Annotated in this window: 22 protein-coding genes; 10 read left to right on the top strand and 12 right to left on the bottom strand. The window is 48.4% G+C overall.

Annotated features, from left to right (window positions below; all coding sequences use genetic code 11):
- Positions 1-299: 299 nt before the first annotated feature.
- The 3 genes from KTQ90_RS06710 to KTQ90_RS06700 are packed head-to-tail and all read left to right on the top strand — an operon-like array spanning position 300 to position 3,989.
- Positions 300-1,391 carry an AAA family ATPase gene (locus KTQ90_RS06710; RefSeq protein ID WP_071122660.1) on the top strand — a complete coding sequence of 364 codons (1,092 nt, stop codon included), beginning with the start codon at positions 300-302 and terminating at the stop codon, positions 1,389-1,391.
- 6 nt (positions 1,392-1,397) lie between these two features.
- The gene (locus KTQ90_RS06705; protein WP_071122661.1) at positions 1,398-3,704 is read left to right on the top strand and encodes a S8 family peptidase; all 2,307 of its coding nucleotides are present in this window, start codon (positions 1,398-1,400) and stop codon (positions 3,702-3,704) included.
- A 15-nt stretch (positions 3,705-3,719) separates the two neighbouring features.
- Complete coding sequence (locus tag KTQ90_RS06700; RefSeq protein WP_071122662.1) at positions 3,720-3,989, top strand: helix-turn-helix transcriptional regulator; 270 nt, start codon at positions 3,720-3,722, stop codon at positions 3,987-3,989.
- Positions 3,990-4,036: 47 nt separating this feature from the next.
- Here the strand turns inward: KTQ90_RS06700 and KTQ90_RS06695 are convergent, their stop codons facing one another.
- From KTQ90_RS06695 to KTQ90_RS06660, 8 genes are all read right to left on the bottom strand, one after another.
- Positions 4,037-4,288 carry a hypothetical protein gene (locus tag KTQ90_RS06695; protein WP_071122663.1) on the bottom strand — a complete coding sequence of 84 codons (252 nt, stop codon included), beginning with the start codon at positions 4,286-4,288 and terminating at the stop codon, positions 4,037-4,039.
- A gap of 112 nt (positions 4,289-4,400) precedes the next feature.
- Positions 4,401-5,255, bottom strand: coding sequence for a nucleotidyl transferase AbiEii/AbiGii toxin family protein (locus tag KTQ90_RS06690; protein WP_022328238.1), 855 nt, complete (start codon positions 5,253-5,255; stop codon positions 4,401-4,403).
- A gap of 10 nt (positions 5,256-5,265) precedes the next feature.
- Positions 5,266-5,850, bottom strand: a complete 585-nt coding sequence (locus KTQ90_RS06685) for a type IV toxin-antitoxin system AbiEi family antitoxin domain-containing protein (RefSeq protein WP_010537134.1) — start codon at positions 5,848-5,850, stop codon at positions 5,266-5,268.
- A gap of 130 nt (positions 5,851-5,980) precedes the next feature.
- On the bottom strand, positions 5,981-6,889 hold the full coding sequence (locus KTQ90_RS06680; protein ID WP_022328236.1) for a toprim domain-containing protein: 909 nt from the start codon (positions 6,887-6,889) through the stop codon (positions 5,981-5,983).
- A 178-nt stretch (positions 6,890-7,067) separates the two neighbouring features.
- On the bottom strand, positions 7,068-8,180 hold the full coding sequence (locus tag KTQ90_RS06675; protein ID WP_071122664.1) for an AAA family ATPase: 1,113 nt from the start codon (positions 8,178-8,180) through the stop codon (positions 7,068-7,070).
- Between the two features lie 2 nt (positions 8,181-8,182).
- Positions 8,183-8,647: a helix-turn-helix domain-containing protein gene (locus KTQ90_RS06670; protein WP_022328234.1), complete on the bottom strand. Its 465-nt coding sequence runs from the start codon at positions 8,645-8,647 to the stop codon at positions 8,183-8,185.
- Between the two features lie 157 nt (positions 8,648-8,804).
- Positions 8,805-9,551 (bottom strand): hypothetical protein, encoded by a 747-nt coding sequence (locus tag KTQ90_RS06665; protein ID WP_022328233.1) that lies wholly within the window; start codon positions 9,549-9,551, stop codon positions 8,805-8,807.
- Between the two features lie 126 nt (positions 9,552-9,677).
- Complete coding sequence (locus tag KTQ90_RS06660) at positions 9,678-11,891, bottom strand: site-specific integrase (RefSeq protein WP_022328232.1); 2,214 nt, start codon at positions 11,889-11,891, stop codon at positions 9,678-9,680.
- Between the two features lie 424 nt (positions 11,892-12,315).
- Here KTQ90_RS06660 and KTQ90_RS06640 point away from each other — a divergent pair, with 424 nt between their 5' ends.
- The 6 genes from KTQ90_RS06640 to recA all read left to right on the top strand — a co-directional run bounded on the left by KTQ90_RS06640 (position 12,316) and on the right by recA (position 18,857).
- Positions 12,316-13,320: a hypothetical protein gene (locus tag KTQ90_RS06640; RefSeq protein WP_217317692.1), complete on the top strand. Its 1,005-nt coding sequence runs from the start codon at positions 12,316-12,318 to the stop codon at positions 13,318-13,320.
- Between the two features lie 74 nt (positions 13,321-13,394).
- The gene (locus KTQ90_RS06635) at positions 13,395-13,736 is read left to right on the top strand and encodes a hypothetical protein (protein ID WP_217317691.1); all 342 of its coding nucleotides are present in this window, start codon (positions 13,395-13,397) and stop codon (positions 13,734-13,736) included.
- Between the two features lie 389 nt (positions 13,737-14,125).
- The gene (locus tag KTQ90_RS06630; RefSeq protein WP_217317690.1) at positions 14,126-15,736 is read left to right on the top strand and encodes a hypothetical protein; all 1,611 of its coding nucleotides are present in this window, start codon (positions 14,126-14,128) and stop codon (positions 15,734-15,736) included.
- Positions 15,737-15,835: 99 nt separating this feature from the next.
- A complete protein-coding gene (locus KTQ90_RS06625; protein ID WP_217317689.1) occupies positions 15,836-16,444 on the top strand; it encodes a DUF6621 family protein in 609 nt (202 codons plus the stop codon).
- Positions 16,445-16,582: 138 nt separating this feature from the next.
- Positions 16,583-17,809, top strand: a complete 1,227-nt coding sequence (locus tag KTQ90_RS06620; RefSeq protein WP_007900564.1) for a saccharopine dehydrogenase family protein — start codon at positions 16,583-16,585, stop codon at positions 17,807-17,809.
- Positions 17,810-17,834: 25 nt separating this feature from the next.
- Positions 17,835-18,857 carry a recombinase RecA gene (gene recA, locus KTQ90_RS06615; RefSeq protein ID WP_022158958.1) on the top strand — a complete coding sequence of 341 codons (1,023 nt, stop codon included), beginning with the start codon at positions 17,835-17,837 and terminating at the stop codon, positions 18,855-18,857.
- A 480-nt stretch (positions 18,858-19,337) separates the two neighbouring features.
- Here the strand turns inward: recA and KTQ90_RS06610 are convergent, their stop codons facing one another.
- The 4 genes from KTQ90_RS06610 to KTQ90_RS06595 all read right to left on the bottom strand — a co-directional run bounded on the left by KTQ90_RS06610 (position 19,338) and on the right by KTQ90_RS06595 (position 25,475).
- Positions 19,338-21,716 (bottom strand): ABC transporter permease, encoded by a 2,379-nt coding sequence (locus tag KTQ90_RS06610; protein ID WP_217317688.1) that lies wholly within the window; start codon positions 21,714-21,716, stop codon positions 19,338-19,340.
- Between the two features lie 248 nt (positions 21,717-21,964).
- Positions 21,965-22,645, bottom strand: a complete 681-nt coding sequence (locus KTQ90_RS06605) for an ABC transporter ATP-binding protein (protein WP_217317687.1) — start codon at positions 22,643-22,645, stop codon at positions 21,965-21,967.
- Between the two features lie 166 nt (positions 22,646-22,811).
- Positions 22,812-24,059, bottom strand: coding sequence for an efflux RND transporter periplasmic adaptor subunit (locus KTQ90_RS06600; RefSeq protein WP_217317686.1), 1,248 nt, complete (start codon positions 24,057-24,059; stop codon positions 22,812-22,814).
- 111 nt (positions 24,060-24,170) lie between these two features.
- Positions 24,171-25,475 (bottom strand): TolC family protein, encoded by a 1,305-nt coding sequence (locus tag KTQ90_RS06595; protein ID WP_217317685.1) that lies wholly within the window; start codon positions 25,473-25,475, stop codon positions 24,171-24,173.
- A gap of 182 nt (positions 25,476-25,657) precedes the next feature.
- Between KTQ90_RS06595 and KTQ90_RS06590 the strand changes: the two genes are divergently transcribed.
- Complete coding sequence (locus KTQ90_RS06590) at positions 25,658-26,182, top strand: response regulator (RefSeq protein ID WP_217317684.1); 525 nt, start codon at positions 25,658-25,660, stop codon at positions 26,180-26,182.
- Positions 26,183-26,221: the final 39 nt, after the last annotated feature.

Here is a 26,221-nt window from a genome sequence, read left to right as displayed (position 1 = left end):
AATCATATATCATACTCTCAATCATACTTTAATCAGCTTCTTCTGTTAGTTTTCGCATATTTCTTCCTTATACTTAGACGGATGTTTTTAAGTATAGAATACCTTATCTGTTTAAATCTTGTAATATGTACTTGTTTAATACGTAATATAACATAAAACAGAGGTATTCGTACAGATATTTTGATTTTATGTACGTTTAGTGTTAAAAATGAGTTAATGTTTCAATATGTTTGCCGCATTGGATTTTATTTTATTACTTTTGTATTCAAAAAATAATAATAACATGTATAACAAGCCATATGTCATCAGATATATTAAGAATTATAGAAGGAGGATTGAATAACGATAGGAGAAAAATCATAAGTTACTCCAATCGTTTAGCTACTCGTCTTGAAGCCGAGGGCGACATTCAATTGGCTCGTTGCATCAAAGAGCAAATTCAAAACTCTAACACAAGAAGTTCTGCAACAGCTGATGCCATGCGTATGTTACCTTTAGATTCGGACAGCAAATTGCAAATAGTAGAAGTAATTCCCGAAGACTCAACACGTACCAATATTGTCCTTTCTGATAATGTCGGAAGGCAAGTAGGTGAATTCATTGAGTTGGTGAGGCACAGTGACGAACTGGAACAGGCAGGGGTTAATATGCCTAAGTCCATGCTTCTTTACGGAGCACCTGGTTGTGGTAAGACCTCTATAGCTCACTATGTCAGTGAAAACACCAATTTACCATTGGTGGTAGCAAGATTGGATGGAATTGTTTCATCACTTCTTGGTAGTACAGCAAAGAACTTAAGAAAAATATTCAGCTATGCTAGTAGCATGCCATGCATCTTGTTTCTTGACGAATTTGATGCTATAGCCAAGGCACGTGACGACAATCACGAGCTGGGAGAACTGAAGCGTGTCATCAACAGCTTGCTTCAAAACATTGACTCCATGCCAACTTCTTGCGTTCTGATTGCAGCAACAAACCATCCCGAATTGTTAGACAAGGCCGTTTGGAGACGCTTCACAACAAAAATTGAAGTCGGAATGCCTGATGACGAAGCAAGAAAAAAAATAATTTTGGACTTAACATCTGGGTTCAATTGTCCTTTTGTAGAGGATGGACAAAAGATGAAAACGGTTTGTGACTTAACAAAAAAAATGTCTCCCTCTGACATCTCTACGATATTTAACAAACTAAAAGTGAAGGGCGTTATCAATGGAAGCAAAGCTATTGAATATGAGGACTTACTTGTTACTATCTTTGAGTTCGAAGGAAAAGACGAAGCACAAGATAAACTCATCATGTTCCTTAACACAAACGGAGTTAGTCAAGCCAAGATTGTACAAAAACTAAATATTAGTGCAAGATTGGTCAGAAATGTATTATCTAAAAAATAGTGAATTATGGCAAAAGAATATCCTATACAAAATGTATCTTTTAGGGGAGAAACAGACAATTTCTTGACGGAAGCTGGTGGTGGCAGTGAATTACCAAAGTGGGTTAATGATACTGCTATTTCCGTTAATGCAGAAAGGGTTTACGATCAATTGGAGTTGTTCTCAGAATTATTCTCTGATGCAAATAGAACGATGCCTGTGCTTACAGAGATTACACTGAACAAAAAAGCAACAGCTAAATCTCATCGTCCAGCAGTGCGAAAAATGATGGATGTAAACTCTAAACGAAATGTCCTAGGAGTCACATCGGTAGGTAAAATCTTGGTAAAGATTGATACCGCCAATGATTTGAAGAAAATGGAGCGAGGTTTTAAGGTGGTAAATACAGCCAATCTGCCGAAAGACAAAAAGATTGGTTTGTCTGCAATAGAAAACATTTCTCGATACAAGGCTGTTGTTGATGATAGCATTCAAGAAAATGACCGTCTCAAACTGCAGTTGGTTGATTATCTGAATAGTGAGTACAATCATCGTTCTCGTATTGCTTTGAGTATAAAATGCAAGGAATTTGGAGTTGAATTAGAAGAGCTGAATTATGCTAGTAGCTTACGCTTGTTTTCCTTGGAACATGTGTCAGAGGAAGCACTTCAGGCTATTGCATCCATGGATTGTGTCTTGGCGGTTAGAAAAATGCCTACAATAGAATTTGAAACTGCCCCAGACGAAGACAACTCCAGCATCGAAGTGATGACACCATTGGAAGGCGCAACATATCCTGTGGTAGGCTTGTTGGATTCTGGTGTTGGCGATAATGATTACCTGCGTCCTTGGATGATTGATGATGAAGATAATATCGCTGATTTGGAAGATGAAGACATAAACAGAAGTCATGGAACTGCTGTTGCAAGTGTCATCAACTATGGTGATTTTCTTGAAAATAAAGATTTGACGAAATGTGGACCTTGTAAAATAAAGAGTTGTATTGTCAATACAGACAGAACCCAAATATACGAAAACGAGTTGGTAGCCAACATTCAAAATGCTATCGCTAAACATCCAGATATAAAAATCTGGAATCTCTCGCAAGGTACAACAAAAACGATAGATAATGACAGATATTCCGACTTGGGCATCGCATTGGACAGCTTGCAGAAAGACAACAGAATCTTGATTTGCAAATCTGCAGGTAATGTTGATCCAAGAGCAGAAAATCAAAGAATTACTGATGGCGCCGATTCTTTGCTTAGTCTCGTTGTAGGATCTATAGCTCATAAGAAAACTACCAATAATGATGCTAAAGAAAATGACAGAAGTCCTTTTTCTCGCATTGGTCCTGGTGTTGAAAATGCAGTAAAGCCAGATTTGGTGCACTATGGCGGCAATATGGATACACATCTGTCCCTGTTTTCAGAATGGGGAAGACAGTTTTGCCGCTGGAGTGGAACTAGTTTTTCTACTCCGCGAATTACAGCTTTGGCTGCTAATCTTAATCAGATGATTGGAGGTGAATGCAATCCCTTGCTTTTGAAAGCATTGCTTGTTCACAACTCTGATTACCCTGTAGGTTTATCGAAAACGCCAGAAGAACTTCGCAGGGAAATGGGGTTCGGTTTGCCATCTGTTATTACAGATATGCTTAACAACGATGCTGATGAGTGCACTATGGTTTTTCATCAGACTTTACAGAAAGGAACAAATATTGTTTCTTTGGATTTTCCATACCCACAAAGTTTGGTTGAAAACGGTTATTTCATCGGTGAAATTACATTGTCAATGGCTGTGAATCCTGTAATTAATGCGGGGCAAGGTTGTGAGTATTGCCAAAGTCAAGTGGATGTTCTATTGGAAACTTATGACCATGTTGAACATGTTCAATTGGGCGAAGGTATGATGCGCAATGAGTCAAGAACATCAAAAGATGCCGTTAATGTACTCAATGCATCGATTTATAGCTCAAAAGCTTTCAAAAAGGAGTTCGCAGAAGAACGTATGCTGATTGAACAGGGAGATAAATATCAACCTATCAAGAAGTATTATGTTGATCTTTCCAAGATGACTGACACTAACAGGAGAAAGGCATTGGGAGAAAACAGAAAATGGGCACTGAAACTCACTGGACTCTACCGTGATGCAGCTGTACAAGCTTTGGAGAGAGACGGAGAAGTACTTTCGCAAGACGTTGTTGTCGTTGTGACAATAAAAGACCCTAGACATCGTGGCACTATATATACCGAATGTCTCGATTTACTAGAACAAAGAGGATATGTACACAACGATATCAATATTCATAATGATATTAGAGTTGATAATTAATGATCGTACTTTATTATGGCTACATATGATTTTTCAAACGCCATTCCCTATGTGCCCACTCATGTTGGAGAACTGATAAACGACGAGCTTGTTGCGTCGGGACTGTCTGTAGAGCAATTGTCAGAAAAAGCTAATATCGAATTGATAGCTTTAAATGAAACAATTTCTGGGAAAAGACAACTATCCACAGAAATGGCTTTACAGATAGAATCAGTTATGGGGATTCCTGCTTCATTGCTTCTGAACATCCAAATTCAATACAACAGTTTTCTGCGGAGAAAATGAATATTCTCCGTAGAAAACTATCGTTTTTCAAACTTTCCCATATCACCTTACCAAAACAGATATGCTATATAATACACCAACAGCATCCCAAGCAGGAACACTGCCACACTGCATCCTATCTTCAATCGTTCCAATACCTCGTCTTGCTCCAGCCCCTTGCTATGTTTGATGATGACAACGATTGATACTATATCTATCAACAATACAGCATATATCATGGCTGGCAGATAGTGAATATGATCCACCATCCACCAGTGTATATCCGCTATATCGTCATATTCCACTTTTGCTTCCCTCATGCTTTCTTTCTCCCTATTAGACAATCGTTTACATCCTTATAATCTTTGCTTATGAAAAGGGCATAAAAAAAGCCCTCCGAAACGGAGAGCTTGGCAAATTCTTGGTGAACTGTTATTTTTCCATGTATTGTTTCAGTTCCTGTGTGATATATGTCCAAACTTCTTGGAAGGTTAGTGGCTCCTTGAATTTGATTTTCTTCAAATAACTATTCCACATAATATTTCGTTTGGCATCTGTCGCAAAAGAATCCTCGAAAAGGCTATATTCCGTAGAGATGGCGGTGCCTCTATTCTCAAACGTGGCTGTGATGGCTTCTTGCAATGTGTCCAAGTCAATATTTCCTGCTTTTAGTATTCTGTACACATCAAAGAAGTCTTTCATGCGGCTGTTCTCTGTCGCATGGTCTATCATTGCCTGATACTTTTCAGCCACCACGGTCTCTAAAGAGTAAGCCAAGATGTCAACTTCTGGTAATGTGTCCAGCAACACCGGATAAGAAAGGTCAACGGGTGCAGGAGTTATGATGTCGCCAAAGCCTACATCCATGGAAATAACTTGGCTTGCCGTGTCAAGTCCTACCTTGACATGCACTCGCACACCATTATATTCTTTTTTGAGAGTGATTTCTTCTACGCTAATGCTGTCCTTTTCAAAGACAACTCCGTCTTCCGGACATTCTATGTCGCATAAATTTCTGAATGTCTCCTTGATATTGTCCAACTCACGGCTAATCTGTTGACCAAGGAAATCTATGTCCAATGTTGGTCTTGCTTTCAAATGCTCATGGGCATACAGTAATGCACCACCTTTCAATATAAAGCGTTCTTTGTATGGACTTACCGACAGACGGTACAACAGACGCTCCTGAAAGTATCGTGTCAATATCGATTGGTAGAAGACATTCTCTTCTTTCGATATATTAAGCAGTTTCGCTCTTACCGAGCGAGCATAATTCTTCGTTGTCATATTTATTATTTTATAGTTCCATTTGTAGATATGTTCCCAATGTTTTGGCAACTCTCAGTTGTGAGGCATATTTCATCAGTTTGCTGACATTACGATCTCTGCGTTTCAGATATTCCTTTATAATCTCCGTACAGACATCTATGCCGATTTTGTTTCTATACTTTACTGCATCACAGACACATTTCTCCACGTCATATATCCTCACCTTGAAACCCTCAATCTCTGTATTCGTAATTCCAAGGTTAAAGGCGGTATCACTCCAATGGTATAGTGTAATTGGGGGATAATCTGGAAGGGTGATTTTTCGGCCTCTTTTTATTGCAAGACAATATTCTTGTGGTACCTGTGTAGTCAACTGATAATGTGACCAAGCGGAATACAGACACAACACACCACCAGGAACAACCTTTTCCACATCAAGCATTTGACTTGCCAAATGGTCATCGGTTGCATACACACCTCTTTTTATTCTGGTGAGTTCGCCATTCTTGGCGGCTTGCAATACTTTATAGTATGCAGCTCTTCCTGCCATATCTTTTGCAGAGATATAGCCTTCAGATTTTGGATTTGTCATACGCTTTTCCATGATTTGCATCTTTAATTCTGTACAAAGTTACTACATATTTTCAAAAATGTAGTATGTTTGTACGGAAATCTACGCAAAAATCACGCAAAATATAGTTTTCTACGGAGAATATTGACTTTCTCCGTAGAAAATTATCGTTTTATACATCCTCTTTATGCGGAATAATGGATTTTCTGCCGATAAGATAATCATTGACATCCTTGTATTCTGCATATCTTATGGATTCGTTGATTGCCCTGTTTTGATAACAGTCCATGATTGTATGGGCAGCCACCGTTCCTGCTTGGTCATTATCAAGATAACAATGGATAGCAGTGTAACACGCCAATCGTTCCATGCATTTCCCAAGGCTACTGATGGAGTTCAGTAAAATATAATCACATGGCTCTTGTATGCAAATCACATTGTCGCCTCGCTTTTCCAAAGTCTTGTACGAAAGAAAGTCCATAAACCCCTCGAAGATGCAGCATCTGTCCTGCACTCCAACTTGCTGTGAATGTATCAAGGATATGTCTTTCTCGCCCAAACAACCTTTATAATATGGGTTACGCAGTTCATACCCATCCCGGTTATTTGGAAAGGCTATGCCAAAATACCGCTTGCCCTTAAACGTGTACCAGATCTCCTTGCAATAGCGTTTACCCATGTCCGCATCCACATGGCGTGAACGCAGATACGACATAAGCACAGGGTAGGACAAGTCTTGGATATGTACCTTGTCCATTTTGTTTGTCTCTACTTGTGTCGGTATGGGAGGTTTTGCCTTTGTGGACTTTGGGTTGTTCATGTCCGCTGTTATATGCTGCAATGCAGCACCCACATCATCCGTATTGTAGAGAAGTTGGGCAAGAGCAATGATGTTGCCACCCTTGCCAAGAGCAAAGTCATACCATTGGTTTCGGCTGAAGTTCACCTTGAACGATGGCTTTGTCTCCGCATGCAATGGCGACAGATAATAAGATGTGGACTTGCTGCATCGTTTGGGCTGATGTCCCAATGCGCTCAGATAGTCCGTGAGTTTGATTTCCTTTGCTTGTTGTATGTTCATCTTTCATTCATTTTTTGTTCATTCGTGCGCTTATTATATATACACCAGAGTGAATGAACGGTTTTGTGAAGTCATTTTGTAGTTAAATATGATGCCACTTCACAAAATCCGTCCGTTCTACTATTATATATACACCGAGGTGAATGAAGTGGTTTTTGAAGTGATTTTCGCTTCATCCTCACTTCTTCACCTCCTGCTCTTCAAGCAGCGGAAGCGAAGGATAATCCTTCATTCTGCAATACTCGTTATTGCCACACTTCACCACCAGTTTGCTCTTCAATAGGAAGGTCAGCAACTTTGACATCACTGTTCTACCTCTGGCAAAACCAATAGTTGTATATCCTTTCGTCAATGCGTTTATCACATTCTCATAACCTGACACCACTTTCTTGCCGAAAGCCATTCCAAGTGCCTTGTCATGCTGCTCATCGGTAATGTCGGCTATTGTCATCTTAGGCTGTTTGGCTGTGGTAGAGTCAACCACATAGTCTTTGGCAATCTCTGGCAATCCCTCCTTATTTATTTGAAACGCAAAAGGGACAAAGTCCTTGTCTCGGATGTTGAGCGGTTTCACTTCACTCACATTCGCCATCGAATTGCTCTTACTTATCACCAGTACCGTCTCTGCCTTGTTGCTGAGTTCCGTGCCAATGTGACCTCTTACATTGTCATCACCCTTATTCAGGTGCAAGACGCAATGGATGTGCAGGTCATAGCGGCTTGACCACTGCATCAGTTTGTTGATGATATGGACGGACTCGCTCGGATTGTTGATGTCGAGCATCAAGTCCCTTATGCCGTCAATGATGACCAAGCCAAAGCCCTTTTGCGTCTGCAAGGCATATTCTATCAGTCGCAGTCTGAGGTTGGGACTGTACTCTCGCAGTCCGAAGAACACAAGGTTCTCACTGTTCATGTTGTCGGGCAATCCTGCAAGCCGGAGGATGCGCTGCATCACGCTGTGACAGTGGAAACGGCTCTGCTCCGTATCAACGTAGAGTATCTTACGCTTGTCATCGGGTAGTTTTGCCGTATATTGCAGCACCTTTCCGTTAGCAAGCGAGGCAGCAACCAAAGCGGACACGTTGAACGTCTTTCGGCTCTTCGCCTTGCCTGTGGAGGCACTGAAGTTGCCAAGCGTGGCTATGGTCGAGTTGTCCACCCATATTATCTGTGGCGGTGTCTGGTAGGTCTCATCCGCATGGATAAGCGATGCCTTCAGCAACTTTTCCAACAAATCAGCATTGTCCGCTGCGCCTTCAAAGAGGCTCATGTCGTTCATGTCTTCCATCGTCATCTGCTCTTCAAGGGTTTGTTCATCACATAGCGTATGGCATCCTGCTCATACACGTCTTTTGTTTTCACAGGGTGCTTCTTGATCCATTCCACCAGTTCTTCCTTGCTGAAATAGATGGTCTTGCCGTTTGGCTTGTAATGGGGAATGGCAAAGGTACGTGTCAGTTTGTAAAGCTGACTCTTTGAAGCGTCAAGGAATACGCTTGCCTCGTCAAGGGTGAGCACGTCTTTTCCTGCAAAGAGCCATTTCTCCAAGCACTTGATGCGGTTCAGCACATCCTCCACTGGTCCAAGCAGCTTGAATGCTTCTTCCATCTGTTGAATGCGCTCGGCAAGTCTCATTGGTGTCATGTCTGCCAGTTCTTGTTCTGTCAACTCGTGTTTATCCACGTCTATCGTTGGCGGTAGTATCGCACCATCCTTTGGCGGATTGTTTGCCTGATTTGTTGTCTGTCCAATCATTGTCGTAATTTTATTTATCGTTACACATAACGAGGTCGCCCTCCATAACCAGGTTTCTGATTACGGAGGGCAAAGGTAAGGGCATTTCTGCCCAATCGGATGGAAGGGCGCTTGACTGTCAACCGACTATCAAGCCAACTGTCAAGGTTTTCATCTGTCAGATGGTGTCCTTGCTATCATTTTTACCGCATTCTGCTATTTCTTGCACTTTCTTGCGGATAGCCTCATAGATACTGGCGTTGGTACTTTTGGCATCACTGGTTGCTGAGGACAGCTTGGTTGTTGTAAGTGGCTTGTCTGTTGATGAAGACAGGATGAGTTTATGCTTGGCAATGACCGATTGCCATTGCTTGCAAATCAAGTTCTTGCTGCAGAGCATGTCAAAGAAGAATGCCACACGTCTGTTACTTCTCGCCTTTAGCTGCTTGCAAACTTGGCACGAGAAGAGTTTTCGCATATCCTCTTCCGACACATCGGCTGAGAACAAATGAACCTCATTGGCATGGCGCGCAATGAGGTTCAACTGAGTAGAATCAAAGTAACATTGAAAGTCCTGTTTCGGTTTGGTTTCTTGTGCTGTTTGTAATATTGACGGTGGTTTACCATGGAGATACTGACCATTTGGAGGCGGCTCCGTGGTGTTGAACTTGTGATGAAGAGCCTTGTAGTCATGATACTCGAAATCCACTTTGGTAAAGAATATGACTACCAAATCCTCACGTTCTTCAAGAAACTCCTCCATGATGTAGAAGTTCTTCTTGTGCTCGTTCTTTCCTGCCGCATACTGGCAGTCCGTATAGGAATGGCTGTTGAGAAAGTCCTTTTTGTAGCGGTGATACAGTTTACCGCATCCTATGACTTCCGTCTGATAGCACTCATGGGCTTCCTTGAAGAACAGCCACAATTTGTTGGTACCACAAATGCCACCTACACCGTTAGCGAAGGTGCATTCATTGCATTGGGGTAAAAAGAGAGAACGAGGAGTCTTCTCGTCCTTGGTTGTTTGATGTATTATTATGTTCCATTTTTATTATTCGAACGCACTGTCCAACAGAGAAACAGCCTCGTCCTTTTTCTTGTTGATGATTTTTGCGTAAATTTGTGTCGTGCGCACCTCCGTATGACCGAGAAGTTTGCTTGTAGTGTATAGGTCTGCGCCCATGGTCAGCTCCATCGTGGCGAACGTGTGCCTTGAGACATGGTAGGTTACATGCTTGCTGATACCTGCCGCACGGCTCCATTCCGGGATGCAGTCGTAGTTCTTGCTTGGCAGTGTTGGAAACACATTGTCCTCGTCACTTGCAGATCCACGCTCAGGCATCCAACGAAGGGCTTGCTTGTTGAGAGGAAGATAGAGAGGCTGCTTGGTCTTGTACTGCAATATCTCAACTCGTGTCTTGTCACCCTCGGTGATGATGTTCTTCCACTTCAAACTCTTCACGTCACTGATACGGAGTCCGCAGAAGCATGAAAACAGAAACGCCGCCTTGATATCCTCACGCTTGCAAGGGGTGTCAATCAGTCTCTTCACCTCGTCAACGGTCAGGTACTCTCGCTTGGTGCCGCCACCTTTCAGAACATCCATGCGAAGACGCAATACGGGATTGTCGTCCATTATCTCTTCCTCAATAGCCATGTTGAAGGCTGCTTTGAGGCATTTGAGATAGTTCATCACCGTGGACTTGGACGGATGGGTGTGCTTGTAGGTGATATAGTCGTTCAACAAGAACACCATGAAACCATTGCAGTATTCCTTGGTCATCTCTGCGAGTGTCACATTTGGCGAGTGTTCTCTCACTGCATTCAGCACGCTGTTCACCCAGTTTCGGGCAGATTGTCTTCCTCGCTCCACTTGTGCGTCACGGAATATCTCCAACCAATCCACAAGTCGCATTTTGATTCTTGACTTGTCTTTGAGCCCTGCGATACCGTTAGTGATGCTCATGATGCGTTGTGCCTTGATAGCATAGACTGCTTGCATTGTCTGCTTGTTCTGCTCCCTGGCAGCTGCGTCAACCTCTGGTATGAGATAAAGGCGCAGATAATCATAGGTACGGCGACCGTTGACATTGATGGATAGATAGACCGACTTGTTGCCGTTGGCAAGTTCCTTGAAGCGGATTCTCACAGGCTCCTTGGTCTTGGAATTTCTCTTGCGCTCAGTCTCTGCAACGGCAATCTCTGTCTTCACCTTCTTAGTGGCAAGATACTCCTTGTATTTGTCCACGTTGGCATCTGGATCTTCTCCATGCGGCTTGTAGCCTCTTCTGCCGACACGCTTCTCAAAGGTTCCGTCCTTCAATGCCTTCATGCGTTCCTTGGCCTTTTTCTCAGCTTCTTTCCAGATTTCCTTGTGTTTATCCTCGCTGTCATCCTTACGAAGGTAAAGACCAACTGACTCATAGGCACGTTGTCCCTTACCATAATATATATCAAGGAAGAGGGAACGGTCTCCATTGCGCATCTTGCGACTACGGACTATCACAGAACTGGTGTATTCCTCAACTTTCTCCACTTGGTTCAGCTCGTCAGAAGGATCCGTGAAAGTCTCTCCATTGACAACCTCTCGCATCTTGCGTTCTTTCAGACGCTCTGCGGTTTCCATGACCAAGGCATTATTCTGCTTGTCAGCCTCGGTAATCTCTGGGTTGATATAGAGCTTCAGAAACTCGTACTTGCGCTCACCATTATAATATATGTCGAAGTAGAGCGACTTACTGCCGTTGGCAAGGTCCTTGAAACGAAGAGTGACAGCTTCACGCTTGTTGGGTCTGCCTCTATGTTTTTTGATTGTTCCATCTATGGCTCTGTCCTCACCGTCATCGTCAATAAACTTCCATTGGTGTCCTTCTCTGCCAGAAACGGCTCCAACGACTTCGTTTACCTCACTTTCCTTTCCCTTGACACTTTTGCCAGTTTTATCACTGCCGACTTTTTTCTTCTTACTTAAACGTGCGGTCTTCTTGCTTGAAGTTGTTGTAGAAGCAGGATGCTCCAAGGAAGCCTTCACTGTTTCCAACTTTCCCGACAGGATTTCTTGCACTCGTTGGTTCTTGATAGCTTCTGCCTTCTGCAAGGTCTCGGCATTGACTGCCTTAGCCTTGTCATCGTCCTCGGGAAGCAGATAAAGCTTCAAGAACTCATACGACCTCTTTCCACTTTTGTAAGTGTCGAGATAAATCGACTTTGTGCCATTCGCCAAATCCTTGTAGCGTATGCGCACAGGTTCATTGTTACTTCTCATGTTACTTTGTTATTTATTCTACTTATTGTCATTTTGCGAGATTTGTTACTCGCGGTGCAAAGATACGAAAAATAATTGGATTTGTTACCCAAAATAAGAACCAATTACGAACCATTAACTATGATAAATAATAAAATTAAATGGCAAAGTAACAAACAAATAACAAAATACATACTTTATTAAATACTTGCTATATGCTGTATATATTGGTATTTACGCGCGATTTCTTATCATTTTGATTGTTGCATGAGATTTGACGTTGTATTGGCGTTGTATCAGCGTTGCTCGTTTCGACAGACAGGGCAATGCGAAGGCCCACGAATCGTGGAACGGGTAACAGTGTGGCTCCACGTCTTTTTGTATATATACGCCAACTATTATTAATCAGCCTTTTTAGGAGTTGGTAAGGCACAAACTAAAACATATGAGACTTTCTAAAGAATGTTGTTCTAAATTAAGGACATTGTTATTATCATTTTTCCTTTTAACGATATCCTTGTCTGCATTTGGTTTTAATTCAAATGATGACAATGATTACGTCACGGTATTTAAGGCAGGTGACGAAGTATGTACACCTATAACTATAAAAACGCCATACGGCACTTACACGTTGACTTCAGAGTTGAGAATCCCAAAGGCTTTGTCTTGGTGGGAAGCTTTCGATTGTCAGAATCGAAAGATAATGGATACTGGTGGGTCGGTGTCTGTTGGAACTGGACAGACTACTGTACGCACCTATGAACTTACAACCTTATTCCCGACAACTTCAAACCAGAATGAGAGTGATGAGAATGAATCGGAATACGACGATACAGACTCGTCGTATGACAACAGTAATGATTATATCACAGACGATTCTGAGACTCAGCCCACGAACAACAAACACAAACCGCTTATTGATCCAAGCACGATACCAGGCAACAATAAGTATAGCGACCACACGGTATCGCTCATAAATACACTATCAGATGGTGTCAGAGGGATGGATTGGTCTGGAATGCACTTGGGTATAAGTGTTGGAGCATCACGAATGTTCGGAGAGTTTGCCGAATTACGACTGATGACCAGCAACGAATATGCATTTACTACATATGGCGGAGTAGGCAAAGACTGGCTTTTCAAAGGTAGAAACTCTGACAAAATGAACTGGTTTGCTGGATTTGGTTTTATGTATGGCGACGACGAAGACCAAAGCCAGATGACTTTCGGATTTTCATTCTCCGACAATGCAGTAAGAGCCGATTATTCTCTTAATTTCGATTTCGATTATCGTTATTATTTTGATGCTAATTATAGATTCGGTTTCTTTGGCGGATTGAGCTTAGGTATAGGAAACTTCAAGGAGGTTGTCACATACGATGAAGAAACCGAACCATTCCCAGGAAAATTCGTTTGGGATGTTCGTGTCGGACTCACTGTCAGAATTTAGCACAAAACCGCATACGAGATAGTTTATCTAACTCGCTTATAGTTCATTTTATGTTTCACTAAATGTATTTTTGTATGAAAAAATTATTTTTAATTCTGGTTCTTATTGTTGCCACATTAGCATGGGCAGCAAAACCGAACACATCAGAATCGGTGAAGACAAAGACCTTCCAACAGGTGGAAAAGTATTGTCCAGACTGTAAGACAAAACTTGTAGAACGCTATGTCAAGGTCGGCAAGAAAGAATGTCAAGGCTGCAAAGGTAAAGGCTGGTATGGAACAGCGAACAAGACAAAAGAGCAATGTAGAAGAGATGGTTCTCTCTGCGATCCGTGCAATTATTGCCACGGAAAAAGATATGAACCAATAATGGGTTGGCGTTGGGTATGCCCAGACTGCAACAAAAGATACAAATAATTTCTATGCAATGTCATAGAAAGAATGACTATCTACGATAAAGAGAACAAGGAGAATTGTATTAGACAGTGAATATGTCTAAGTACAAACCTCCTTGTTCCTTTTTTTTATACAGAGAAGCCCCGATTACCGTGGGGCGGAACTGCTGTTACCGCGGGGCTGTAATATTGTAGCCGATACGCGGTAATGGGCTTACCACGCTGCTGTAACAAGATACTTGTTTTGTCTGTTTGTTTTTATCATCAACATGGCGCCTAAAAAACTTGGTTTTTCGGATAATTCTCGCTAACTTTGTCATCTAAAACTGGTCTTGTATGTCGTTGACTTGCAAAACCTAAAATTAAACCTTTCAAGCAATTTTGATAATAACCTTTTAAGCGATTCGGATTATGAAGAAGACTCTACTCCTGCTGGGCTTCGTGCTCACCGCAATAGTTGCCAACGCGCAGTCGTTCAAAGACGCCGTATCGGGCAACGCACCACTTCTGAAAACAACATCAGCCAACAATGCAGCTGCTCCTGCAGAGCGCGTGCTGAAGGCTCCCAGCAAGGCTTTGATGCACAAGCTGAGCGTGCCTAAGGACGAGAAGCCCATCTTCGACCCCGAGGGCGAGGACGAGGCGTACATCATGGCGTACACCGAGAACAACGGCTTCTACGAGCAGCAGTATACGAACGGCAAGGTGACGGTGCGCCAGGACGGCACCACCTACTATCTCAACGGACTCACGCCGGGCGGCAACCGCGACTACCGCGGAGCCAAGGAGAGCTGGCTGAAGGGCGAGAAGGTGGGCGAGGAGATTGTCATCAAGGCGGGTCAGGTGCTCGTGCAGAACGACGCCAAGACGCTCTACCTTGAGATTGTACACGCCGACGAGGAGGGCAACATAACGAGCTTCGAGAAGGAGGCGCGCCTCGCCATCGGCTCTCAGGGCGAGCTGACAACGCAGAACGGCGACATCTTCGCCATCTACGAGGACGCAGAGACGGAGGACGAGGCTGGCTTCTTCGGATTCTTCTACACGATGGAGCTGCGACCGCTCGGCGAACTGGTGCGCTTCGAATTCCCAAAGGGTGTGAAGCCGCAGACCTACGTGCTCAGCGGTACGGATGCGAACGGCGTGAAGGCGTCGCGCCAGGTGAAGATAGCGTTCAGCGACGGCAAGTTCTTCATCAGCGGACTCGCTTCGAAGTCGCCCGAGGAGGTGTACGAGGGCACGTACAGCGGCACAACGGCTTCCATCCCGTCGTTCCAGATTGTGAAGGACGCCGACCTCTTCTTCTACCGCATTGCGCCGGTGAGCGTGGACGAGGACATGAACTACGAGTTCCTCCGCACAATCAACTTCAACTTCTCCGACGACCGCAAGCTGCTCACGATGACGCCCGAAAAGGCGTTTCTCTGCGAGACGACATACGACCTTAAGAACTTCGTGACGACAGCCACGGGCGTGACGATGACCTACTACGCCGGCGACCACGCTGCCAAGCCTGCCATGCCGACCGACCTGCAGTGGGACGATCTGAACTCGGCGCTCGTGTTCAACATGCCGACCGAGGACGTCGACGGCGAGTATATCAACGCCGACAAGCTGAGCTACCGCATCTACGCCGACGGCAAGCGCTATACGTTCACCACCGACCTCTACACCCACCTCACAAAGGACATGGACGAGATTCCGTTCGGCTTCACCGACAACTTCGACTTCGTGAACAACGGCACGCAGAAGGTGGTCTACTTCCACAATCTGCAGGCTAAGAAGCTGCACGTGGAGAGCGTCTACACCGTCGACGGCACAGCGACCGCTTCCGACCGCGCACTCTACGACTTCGACCCGACGGGCATCAGCAGCAACACCGCAGCGAAGCAGTCGGTCAGCACACGCTACTACTCTATGGAGGGTGCACAAATCGCGACACCTGCTAAGGGCGCCATCGTGCTGAAGAGCGTGACATACGCCGACGGCGAGCGCAGGGTTACAAAGGAAATAGTGAAGTAGTACTCCGTAGCGGAGGTCTCCGGCCTCCGCATCACCAAATAGAACAAATATTATTGCTTGCTGCGGAGGCCGGAGACCTCCGCTACGAATAAAAAAGAAATGGACATACAGCAATTCAACAATACCAACTGGAGTCGCAACATAATCCTCGTAGACGGCGACTATGTCGACTCCGTAGCCTTCAACCTCTCTGTCAACTTCGAACGCATGCTCGGCAGACGCATCCCGAAAGCCGACCTCGCACGCTGGATCGATTGCGTGGCGCTCGACGGCGGAATGCGCGAGAGCCGCGACAGCGAGGGCGAGACGCAGGTCATCTTCATCCACTCTAAGGAGAAGGCTGCGCTCGAGAACTTCGCGCCCGGCAACTACGAGGCAGACCTCAACGCAAAGGCGTTCAAGGACCGACTGGGCGAGTTCGTGCTCAGCTCCTACCCCGTAGAGGAGGTGGTGAAGCACGACGACTTCTTCCTCGACATCCTCAAGACCGTGGTCAACCACAAGGACGTGCACCGCGTGATGGCTATCCCCAACGCTGAGCACCCCGCTCTCTGGGACGCTCTGCGCCACGCCCTGCGCGACGTTGACGACGAGGAGAAGCGCATTACGCTCTTCGCCATGCAGCCCCTCGAAGGTGGCAACTTCAAGCAGGAAATCTTAGGCTACTCGCTCATGAACGCCCTCGGAATAAAGGGCAACGAGCTGTAAAGCGGTGGGCTGGAGTGCTAGGGGAATAGGCTTTCTAGGTGTTCTAGGTGTTCTAGAAAAACTAGTTAACCTAGAAAACCCAGAAAAACCTAGCCCATAGTAAAACAAAAAAAACAACAAACTAAAAAAATAGAAACAATGGGAAAAGTACTTATGATCGGCGCCGGTGGCGTCGCTACAGTTGCAGCGTTCAAGATTGCGCAGAACGCTGACGTTTTCACCGACTTCATGATTGCAAGCCGCACGAAGTCGAAGTGTGACCGCATTGTCGAGGCAATCGGCAACCCCAACATCAAGACCGCTCAGGTGGACGCTGACGACGTTGAGCAGCTCAAGGCTCTCTTCAACGACTACAAGCCGGAACTGGTCATCAACCTCGCCCTGCCATATCAGGACCTCACCATTATGGAGGCTTGTCTGGCTTGCGGATGCTCGTACCTCGACACCGCCAACTATGAGCCGAAGGACGAGGCTCACTTCGAGTATTCTTGGCAGTGGGCTTACAAGAAGCGCTTCGAAGAGGCTGGTCTGACAGCTATTCTAGGCTGCGGCTTCGACCCGGGCGTTACAAGCATCTTCACCGCTTACGCAGCTAAGCACCACTTCGACGAGATTCAGTATCTCGACATCGTAGACTGCAACGCCGGCAACCACCACAAGGCGTTCGCTACCAACTTCAACCCGGAGATCAACATCCGCGAGATCACTCAGAAGGGTCTCTACTGGGAGGACGGCAAATGGGTGGAGACAGCTCCGCTCGAGATTCACAAGCCGCTCACATACCCGGAGGTGGGTCCGAAGGAAAGCTACCTGCTCCACCACGAGGAGATAGAGTCGCTCGTGAAGAACTACCCGACCATCAAGCGCGCTCGCTTCTGGATGACTTTCGGCCAGCAGTATCTCACATACCTCGACTGCATCCAGAACCTCGGCATGTCGCGCATCGACGAGATAACATACGAGGCTCCGCTCGCCGACAATCCTTCGGAGAAGGTGAAGGTGAAGATCGTGCCGCTGCAGTTCCTCAAGGCTGTGCTGCCTAACCCGCAGGACCTCGGCGAGAACTACGACGGACAGACTTCTATCGGCTGCCGCATCCGTGGCATCAAGGACGGCAAGGAGCAGACCTACTACGTCTACAACAACTGCTCGCACGAGGCTGCCTACAAGGAGACCGGCATGCAGGGCGTAAGCTACACAACAGGTGTTCCGGCTATGATCGGCGCAATGATGTTCTTCAAGGGTCTGTGGCGCAAGCCGGGCGTTTGGAACGTAGAGGAGTTCGATCCGGATCCGTTCATGGAGCAGCTCAACAAGCAGGGTCTGCCGTGGCACGAGCTGTTCAATGTAGACATTGAATTATAATTCAAAATTCAAAACTCAAAAAGAAATGGCAAAAGAAGAAATGAACATCGACCAGGCGGGCAAGCTCAAAGCCCTCCAGGCTGCGATGTCAAAGATAGAGAAGGACTTCGGCAAGGGCTCCATCATGAAACTCGGCGACGAGCAGGTGGAGAACGTCGAGGTAATCCCTACCGGTAGCATCGGTCTCGACGCCGCACTCGGTGTCGGCGGCTACCCGAAGGGCAGAATCATCGAGATATACGGCCCGGAGTCGTCAGGTAAGACAACGCTTGCCATCCACGCCATCGCCGAAGCACAGAAGGCAGGCGGCATCGCAGCATTCATCGACGCCGAGCACGCCTTCGACCGCTTCTACGCAGCAAAGCTCGGCGTAGACGTAGACAACCTCTGGATCTCGCAGCCCGACAACGGCGAGCAGGCACTCGAGATTGCCGACCAGCTCATCCGCTCATCGGCTATCGACATCATCGTCATCGACTCTGTGGCTGCGCTCACTCCGAAGGCGGAGATTGAGGGCGACATGGGCGACAACAAGGTGGGTCTGCAGGCTCGTCTTATGTCGCAGGCACTGCGCAAGCTCACCTCTACAATCTCGAAGACCAATACTACGTGTATCTTCATCAACCAGTTGCGCGAGAAGATCGGTGTGATGTTCGGCAACCCCGAGACAACCACCGGCGGTAACGCCCTGAAGTTCTACGCTTCGGTGCGCCTCGACATCCGCAAGGTGACGGGCATCAAGGACGGCGACCAGATCATCGGCAATCAGGTGCGCGTGAAGGTGATCAAGAACAAGGTGGCGCCTCCGTTCCGCAAGACCGAGTTCGAGATTATGTTCGGCGAGGGCATCTCAAAGGTTGGCGAGATTGTAGACCTCGGCGTAGAGTACGGCATCATCCAGAAGTCGGGCTCGTGGTACAGCTACAATGGCTCGAAGCTGGCGCAGGGTCGCGACGCTACAAAGACTCTGCTGAAGGACAACCCCGAACTCTGCGAGGAGCTCGAGATGCTCATCAAAAAGGCTATCGCAGAGCACCGCGAGGCGTAAAGCGCGGAGAGTCGTGCAATAGGAGGGTATGGCATTAGCTTTCCGCTACGCGCCGCTGACTTTCAGTTCTTGCCATATCCACGCACCCTCATTCTTGGAATAGCCTCCTACAGATGCAATCCTAGGGGGTGCAGCAGTCTCTGCTGCACCAACCAAGCAAGAAGTGGTTCTCCCACAGAAGGCACGGAACGCACAGAATCTTCTTGCAGAGAAGAGCCTCCCACAGATCACACAGATTTACACAGAAGTTATGGTGCTTTAAGGGGGAGAAGTTCTGTGGAAGAATATATCACAGCAAGTAACGACTGACAGAAAGGCTGGTAGATAGACTGGAAGATTTTGCATTTCCCAGTCTATCTACCAGCCTTTATTGTTCTTATACCGTGAGTGTTACGGCGATGCTGGCAGATATGGTGGATATTTTCGCCAAACAATTCAAAACAGCATATCTCAACATCTCACCACCTCACCATCTCACCATCACTCTGTCTTGATGCTTTCCACCGGGTTCTGCGTCGCTACGCGCCACGACTGCGCCACGACCGTCGCAATGACAACGGCAGAGACACCGACGAAGCTGAGCGGGAAGAGCCACCAGTGGAGCGGCGTGTGCTCGGCGAAGCTCTGCAGCCACTGCATACTGAGCCACCAGCCCACGGGAGCAGCAACGGCGAACGACACCACGAGCGGCACGGTGTAGCGCATGGCGAAGAGGCGCACGATAGAACCAACCGACGAACCCATCACCTTGCGTATGCCAATCTCCTTGCGGCGATACTCGGTCTCGAACATCGTCAGCGAGAACACACCGATAACGGTGATGATGATGCAGATGATGGCGAAGAACTTCACCTGCGATATGAAGCGGAACTCCTCGACGTAGGTCTGCTGCAGGTCGTTGTCGAGGAAGTTCATTTCGTACTTCTGCGACGCGTCAAGACGGTTGAGCACGTCGGCTATGCGGCGTTTTGCCTCCACCTTGTCCTGCCCCTTTGCGACGCGCACGAACACCCGGTTGCAGCGGTCGCCCCACTGCTCCATGTCCGGTCCGAAGATGATGAACGCTATAGCCACACGACTGTTGTCGTTGCGCATCGACTTCAGCTTGAAGTTGTTGCAGACACCCACAATGAGATAGTTTGCCATAGGTCCCCATTCGTTCTGACGACCGATAGAGTCGCCCACGGCGAGCCATTTGTACTGCTGCATGGCAGCCTTGTTGAGCACGTAGGCACCCGTCTTCATGTCAGCCTCGTTGAAGTTGCGACCCTCCAGAATCTTCAGTCCCATAGTTTGCGTATACTCATAGTCGCAGGGCAGCACCTGCAGCGACATCTGATGCTCATCGTCGCCACGTCCCCAGCCCATATAAGCATCACTTGCGCCGATGGCGCTCTGCGCGAAGCCCACGCTCTCCACGAACGGAAGCTTCTTCAGTTCGGTGCGTATCGTCTCGCGCTTCGCCTTTGCCTCATTAGAGAGCCATGCGTAGAACACCTCGTTCTTGTTGAAGCCGTAGTCGCAGTTGAAGATGTAGTTCGACTGGCTCGACATTACACCTATATATATAGCGAGCACGAAAGCCACGCAGAACTGCACCGCCATTATCGCCAGACGCAGCTGTCTGCCGCGCGGCGAGAGTCCGAACGATCCTTTCAGCACCAAAGCCGGAGCGAACGACGTGCTGTAGAACGCCGGCACAACAGCCGCCAACGCTCCCACGACGAGTGCCGACACAGCCATGACGGCGGCAAGCAACCAGTGTGCCGAGAAGCTGATGTCGCCCGAAACGAGCTTCATGCACGCCTCGCTGCGCTGGAACGCCACTACAAACAGAACGCCGACTATCAAAGCCACAAAGGCGAACAGCACGCTCTCCATTATCATCTTAAGGCGCAGACCGCCAACAGAGGCTCCCATCACACGGCGTGTGTTGATGCCGCGCATACGCATCGGCACCTCAGAGAGCTGGAAGTTGAGCAGATTGAGCAGGGCGATGAACAGCACGAAGACAGAAGTCACGGTGAGCACGTCGACAAGGCTGCGGTTGCCCTTGTCCTGCTGTCCGATGCCAGAGAAATAGACGTCGTCAACGGAGGTTATTCTGAACTTCATCTGCTTGTCAAACTCTTTCTCGTCTTTAGGACTGATGCCTTGGGCTTTCATGAAGCCCTGTTTCAAGCCACGCACTACCTTTTCAGGACTTGCGCCATTGTCAAGTCGCACATATATATAGTAGCTCCACTCGCTCCAGTCGGTCATTCCGCTTTCGTTATCGCAGAGATACATGCCGTTGGGTATGGTGCAGTTGTCGGGCATATCCTCGCTCACGCCCACCACGGTGATGGGTTTCATTCCGCCATCGTCGGTGTTGATTTCGAACGTCTTGCCAGCAGCGTTCGCCGTGCCGAACATCTTCTCGGCTGTGCTGCGGTTAACGATGGCAGTAGCTCCAGTGCCCCATGACTTACTTGAGCCGGAGATGAGTTTGCCGGTAAAGAACTCGATGCCAGGCTTGCTCATGTTCACTACAGGCACGGTTATGGTGCGGTTGTTCACCTTAACATCGGTCTTATTGACATACGGACAGTAATAGACAACGCTCTTAACCTGCGGTACATCCTTCAGCATTGAGGCGAACGGGCGGCAGATAGTGCAACCCCAGTTGTCGCCGAACAGATTGCCGTAGATTTCGAGGCGGTACGTATGCTCGTAGTCGTTGATGTTGTGGTTGTACGTGCGGTTGTATATCACCTGTGTCATGAACAGGTAGAACGTCGCTACAGCCACACTCAAGCCGAAGAGGTTGAGCAGCGTGGCTATGCGGTAGCGGCGGAACATATATAGGAATGTCTTCATTATTTATGATGTTTTATTTTGTTGAGAATTGAGAGTTGTCTCTGTTGAGAATTGAAAGTTGAGAGTTTAGAGTTATGATTACCTTGAGAGTTCTTGCTTATGCAAGCGGCAAAGCCGAGCGATGATTATCATTTAGAATTGTACGAAACACAATATCATTAGTACATATCATCTATAGTGCATATCATAACTTTCAACTCTCAACTTTCAATTCTCAACCGAGACAACTCTCAACTCTCAATTCTCAATTATAAACTAAAAGAACTGCCCTCCACAACCTGTCCGTCGAAGAGGTTGATGATGCGGCTTGCCATCTGCGCATCGTGCTGCGAGTGGGTCACCATTACGATTGTTGTGCCCTCGGCATTGAGCTGCGAGAGCAGTTCCATGACAGCCAGACCGCTCTTCGAGTCGAGATTACCCGTAGGCTCGTCGGCGAGAATCAGTTTCGGCTTGCCCACCACGGCGCGAGCTATCGCCACACGCTGCTGCTGACCGCCCGAGAGCTGCTGCGGATAGTGCTTTGCGCGGTGGCTCAAGCCCACCTTGCGCAGAATCTCCGTAACACGCTCGCGGCGTTCCTTCGCCGCTACGCCCATATAGCGCAGCTGCAGGTCGACATTCTCCTCAACGGTAAGTTCGTCGATGAGGTTGAAGCTCTGGAACACGAAGCCGATACGTCCGCGACGGTAGCGTGTGCGGTCCTTCTCCTTAAGGTTAGCCACGGATTCGCCGTCGAGCAGATAGTCGCCCGAGTCGGGATTGTCGAGGAGTCCGAGGATGTTCAGCAGTGTCGACTTGCCGCAGCCGCTCGGTCCCATTATGGCGACGAACTCGCCGTCTTCTACATTTATACTAACGCCGTTGAGGGCGACTGTCTCCACTTCTTCCGTGCGGAAGACCTTGGTAAGGTTCTGAGTCTTTATCATAATTTATGCTATTTATTTTTTTTTTTTGGGGGGGGGGAATAGGCCTCTCTAAGCCTCTTTAAGCCTTTCTAAGCCTTGGGAAAACTAAGCCTCTTTAAGCCTTTCTAAGCCTTGAGAAATCAATGGTAACTAAGCCCTCCCCGACGGGGAGGGTTGGGAGGGGCTTTTACTTTATCACCAGCACCTCGTTATCCTTAAACGCTTCGTATCCGCTGGTGATGACGCGCTCGCCAGGTTCCAGTCCGTCTGTTACCTCGTAGTATTGCGGGTTCTGGCGGGCTATGCTGATGTTGCGGCGGTAGGCCTTGCGTCCCGACTTGTCGAGCACGAATATCCAGTTGCCGCCGGTGGTCTGGAAGAACGTGCCGCGCGGTATGAGCGTGGCCTGCTGCGACTTGCCGAGAGCCAGCTCCACGTAGAAAGTCTGTCCGCTGCGCATCTGCGCCGGGCGTTCGCCGACGAAGACAAAGTCGGTGCGGAACGTTCCGTTGCGCACTTCGGGATATACCTTGCGCACACGCAGCCGGTAGGTCTTGCCGTCGCGACTGAACGAAGCCGAGAGACCGGGACGCACGCGGTCGATGTAGTGCTCGTCAATCTGCGCCTGCACCTTGAAGTCGGAGAGGTCGTTTATCTGTCCGATGTTCTGTCCGGCAGCGATGTTCTGTCCCAACTCAACGTCGAGCAGTCCGAGTTCGCCGTCGATAGCCGAGCGCACCTCGAGCTTGTTCTTGCGGTCGCGCACTAAGAGCACGTTCTTGCGCATGTTGTCGAGGTTGTCCTCCATCTGCGCCATCTGCACGTGGCGGTAGAGACTGTCCTGCTTCAGGCGCTGCGAGATAAGACTCTGCTTGCGGCGTGCGAGCTTATAGTCCTCACGACTCTGCAGATACACCTCCTTGCTGATGAGGCGCTCCTTGTAGAGGCGTGCGTTCTGTTCGTAGGCGCGGCGCTTGCGGTCGCAGTCGGTGTCGAGCGTAGCCTGCTCGGTGCGGTTGTTGAGTCGGTCCTGCTGCATCGCCACCTGCGTGTTGCGCAGCAGGTTCTGCTTCTCGGCGAGTTCGGCCTCAGCATTCAGAATCTGCAGGTCGAGATTGCTGTTGCTGAGTCGGAGTATCACGTCGCCCTTTCTGACGCGTGTACCCTCCTCCACAACCTTCTCGCGCACTATGCCGCCCTCCTCGGGCGAGATCTGCACCACCTGGATAGGCAGCACCTGTCCGTTGAGACGCACATAGTCGTCGAACTTGCCGCGAGTGACGTCGCTGATGGTGATGTCTATGGCGTCTACAGTCATCGTATTGGCGGTTGTGCCGAGCACTATCCACACGAGAAACGCAGCGAGTGCGGCAGCCGCAGCAATATACCATGCGTAGCGGCGGAGGAATGATTTCTTTTCTATTTGTCGGTCCATAATGGTTATTTTTTTAAACTAAGCCTTTTTAAGCCTCTCTAAGCCTCTTTATGCCTTTCTAAGCATTGTTTACTAAGCCCTCCCCGATGGGGAGGGTTGGGAGGGGCTTTTTTACTTTTCATAGTACGCCAGCACCTGGCGGTTGTACATCATTGTGAGCTGGCTCTGCAGCAGTTTTACACGGCTTTGCAGGAGCGTGACCGCCGCCGTGCGCACGTCGATAGACGACGCCATGCCCTCCTCGAACTTGCGCGTAGTGAGATAGGCGGCTAAGCTGTCAGCCTCAACCTGATCCTTCATCTTCTGCACCTCCTTGGCGCTGTTCTCCACGTCAGCGACAGCTTCGGCAATGATGCGCTGCAGCTCGGAGCGCTCGTAGCAGAGCGATTCGCGTGCCCGGTCGAGAGCTATGCGGCGCGAGCGAACGGAGGAAACGGAGCCGAGACGGTTGAAAATAGGAATGCTCAGCGAGAGAGCCACGTATTCGCCGGCGTTGTTCTTGAACTGCTTGCTGAACGGAGCGTGTCCACCCACATCCATATTGCGGTAGAACGAGGTGGAGACGCCACCGGAGAGAGAGAGCGTTGGCAGGAAGGCGCCGCGGGCTGCGCGCAAGGCGTAGCGGGCTGCAGCCACACTGCTCTCAGCCTGCGCTATGCGCGGATTGGTTGCGAGCGCCACATTATATATATTATACGCATTGTCTGAAGACTGTAGCGGAGCGTCTACCGAAGGCTTCTCAACGATGAGCGTGTCGGCGATGGGGAAGTTCATCTGCTGCTTCAGCGCGAGCAGCGCCTTCGTGGTCTGGCTCTGCATGTGTGTCAGCTCGTAGTCGTCGGCAGCCAGTGTAGCTCGCATCTGCGCCACGTCGGCTTCGCTCTTCTGCCCCACCTCAGCCATCACTTCTACTTGATGGAGCAGCGCACGACTCTCGTCGCGTTTGCGGCTGGTGTGTTCCACGGCACCCTCGCAGTAGAGCAAATCCATGCACGCCTTGTACACCCTCAGTCGCACGGCGTCTTTCTCCGCCTGCAACGCCGACCTACCCATCGCCACATTGGCGCGAGCCATGCGCAGTTCGTTGTAGCGCTGCAAGCCGTCGAAGACGACGAGCGACGCCTGCAAGCCGTAGCCGTTATAGAAGGTATTAACATCGGTGTAGGTGTTGGTCTCGGGGTCGATGGCGCGTCCGAAGTTCATCTGTGCGCCTACCGATCCATACACGTCGGGCAGGAAGGCGCCGATGGCGCGTGTGCGTTCGGTGCGACTTGCGTCGAGGTCGTACTGCTGCAGGCGCACCGTGTGACTGTGCTCGGCGGCGTACTCCATGCAGCGCTCCACGCTCCACGGCTCTGCTGCCTCAACGGTCATCGTGGCAAGCACGAGGGATAGGGTGACGAGTAATCGGTTCATATCGTTTCTGTTTTGTTTCTGCTGCAAATTTACGTCTTTACACAAGCAAACGGAAGGGGTTGGCAGGGGAAAAACGGCGGTTGTATGATTATCATACAGCAGAGTGTATGAAAATGATACACATGTGCCAGTGGCTTGCACTTTTTTTTGTACTTTTGCAGTAGAAACATAAAGTGCTTAATATGAGCAACTATTACAACACGATACTCATCGTCGACGACAACCCGGCGATACTCACCGCCTTGAAGATTTGTCTTGCAGGGGTGTTCACGCGCATCGTGACACTCAGCAATACGGACCGGCTCGTAGCCACTATGAGCGAGGAGCATGTTGACGTGGTGCTGCTCGACATGAACTTCTCATTAGGCGTGAACACGGGGCAGGACGGACTTTTCTGGCTGCGCACACTGAAGAAGCTGCATCCCGACACACCGGTGGTGCTGATGACGGCGTATGCCGACGTGCAGTTGGCGGTGAAGGGACTGAAGAACGGGGCTGCCGACTTCGTGACAAAGCCTTGGGACAACGACGAACTGGTGCGCACGCTGCGCGACGCGGTGGAGAAGAGTCGCGAGGTGGTGACGCTCGACGAACTCGAACAGCAGCACGTGCATCGCGTGGTGGACCAGTGTCACGGCAACATGAGCAAGGCGGCGGAACTGTTAGGAATAACGAGGCAGACGCTGTATAGGAAGTTAAAAGGTTGAGATGGTGAGATGGTGTGGTGGTGAGATATGATGTTGTAA

It is taken from the genome of Leyella stercorea, assembly GCF_019052365.1.
GTDB lineage: Bacteria > Bacteroidota > Bacteroidia > Bacteroidales > Bacteroidaceae > Prevotella.
The sequence above is the reverse complement of the archived record's forward strand: the minus strand, read 5'-3'. Positions and strand labels throughout refer to the sequence as shown.

Bases quoted from the DNA above. Each gene is read 5' to 3' on its own strand.
- KTQ90_RS06660 (WP_022328232.1), bottom strand. From the start codon at position 11,891: ATGAGAAGTAACAATGAACCTGTGCGCATACGCTACAAGGATTTGGCG.
- KTQ90_RS06705 (WP_071122661.1), top strand. From the start codon at position 1,398: ATGGCAAAAGAATATCCTATACAAAATGTATCTTTTAGGGGAGAAACA.
- KTQ90_RS06680 (WP_022328236.1), bottom strand. From the start codon at position 6,889: ATGAACATACAACAAGCAAAGGAAATCAAACTCACGGACTATCTGAGC.
- KTQ90_RS06675 (WP_071122664.1), bottom strand. From the start codon at position 8,180: ATGGAAGACATGAACGACATGAGCCTCTTTGAAGGCGCAGCGGACAAT.
- KTQ90_RS06695 (WP_071122663.1), bottom strand. From the start codon at position 4,288: ATGAGGGAAGCAAAAGTGGAATATGACGATATAGCGGATATACACTGG.
- KTQ90_RS06630 (WP_217317690.1), top strand. From the start codon at position 14,126: ATGAAGAAGACTCTACTCCTGCTGGGCTTCGTGCTCACCGCAATAGTT.
- KTQ90_RS06670 (WP_022328234.1), bottom strand. From the start codon at position 8,647: ATGATTGGACAGACAACAAATCAGGCAAACAATCCGCCAAAGGATGGT.
- KTQ90_RS06600 (WP_217317686.1), bottom strand. From the start codon at position 24,059: ATGGACCGACAAATAGAAAAGAAATCATTCCTCCGCCGCTACGCATGG.
- KTQ90_RS06700 (WP_071122662.1), top strand. From the start codon at position 3,720: ATGGCTACATATGATTTTTCAAACGCCATTCCCTATGTGCCCACTCAT.
- KTQ90_RS06625 (WP_217317689.1), top strand. From the start codon at position 15,836: ATGGACATACAGCAATTCAACAATACCAACTGGAGTCGCAACATAATC.
- KTQ90_RS06590 (WP_217317684.1), top strand. From the start codon at position 25,658: ATGAGCAACTATTACAACACGATACTCATCGTCGACGACAACCCGGCG.
- KTQ90_RS06610 (WP_217317688.1), bottom strand. From the start codon at position 21,716: ATGAAGACATTCCTATATATGTTCCGCCGCTACCGCATAGCCACGCTG.
- recA (WP_022158958.1), top strand. From the start codon at position 17,835: ATGGCAAAAGAAGAAATGAACATCGACCAGGCGGGCAAGCTCAAAGCC.
- KTQ90_RS06685 (WP_010537134.1), bottom strand. From the start codon at position 5,850: ATGCAAATCATGGAAAAGCGTATGACAAATCCAAAATCTGAAGGCTAT.
- KTQ90_RS06640 (WP_217317692.1), top strand. From the start codon at position 12,316: ATGAGACTTTCTAAAGAATGTTGTTCTAAATTAAGGACATTGTTATTA.
- KTQ90_RS06595 (WP_217317685.1), bottom strand. From the start codon at position 25,475: ATGAACCGATTACTCGTCACCCTATCCCTCGTGCTTGCCACGATGACC.
- KTQ90_RS06710 (WP_071122660.1), top strand. From the start codon at position 300: ATGTCATCAGATATATTAAGAATTATAGAAGGAGGATTGAATAACGAT.
- KTQ90_RS06690 (WP_022328238.1), bottom strand. From the start codon at position 5,255: ATGACAACGAAGAATTATGCTCGCTCGGTAAGAGCGAAACTGCTTAAT.
- KTQ90_RS06620 (WP_007900564.1), top strand. From the start codon at position 16,583: ATGGGAAAAGTACTTATGATCGGCGCCGGTGGCGTCGCTACAGTTGCA.
- KTQ90_RS06635 (WP_217317691.1), top strand. From the start codon at position 13,395: ATGAAAAAATTATTTTTAATTCTGGTTCTTATTGTTGCCACATTAGCA.
- KTQ90_RS06605 (WP_217317687.1), bottom strand. From the start codon at position 22,645: ATGATAAAGACTCAGAACCTTACCAAGGTCTTCCGCACGGAAGAAGTG.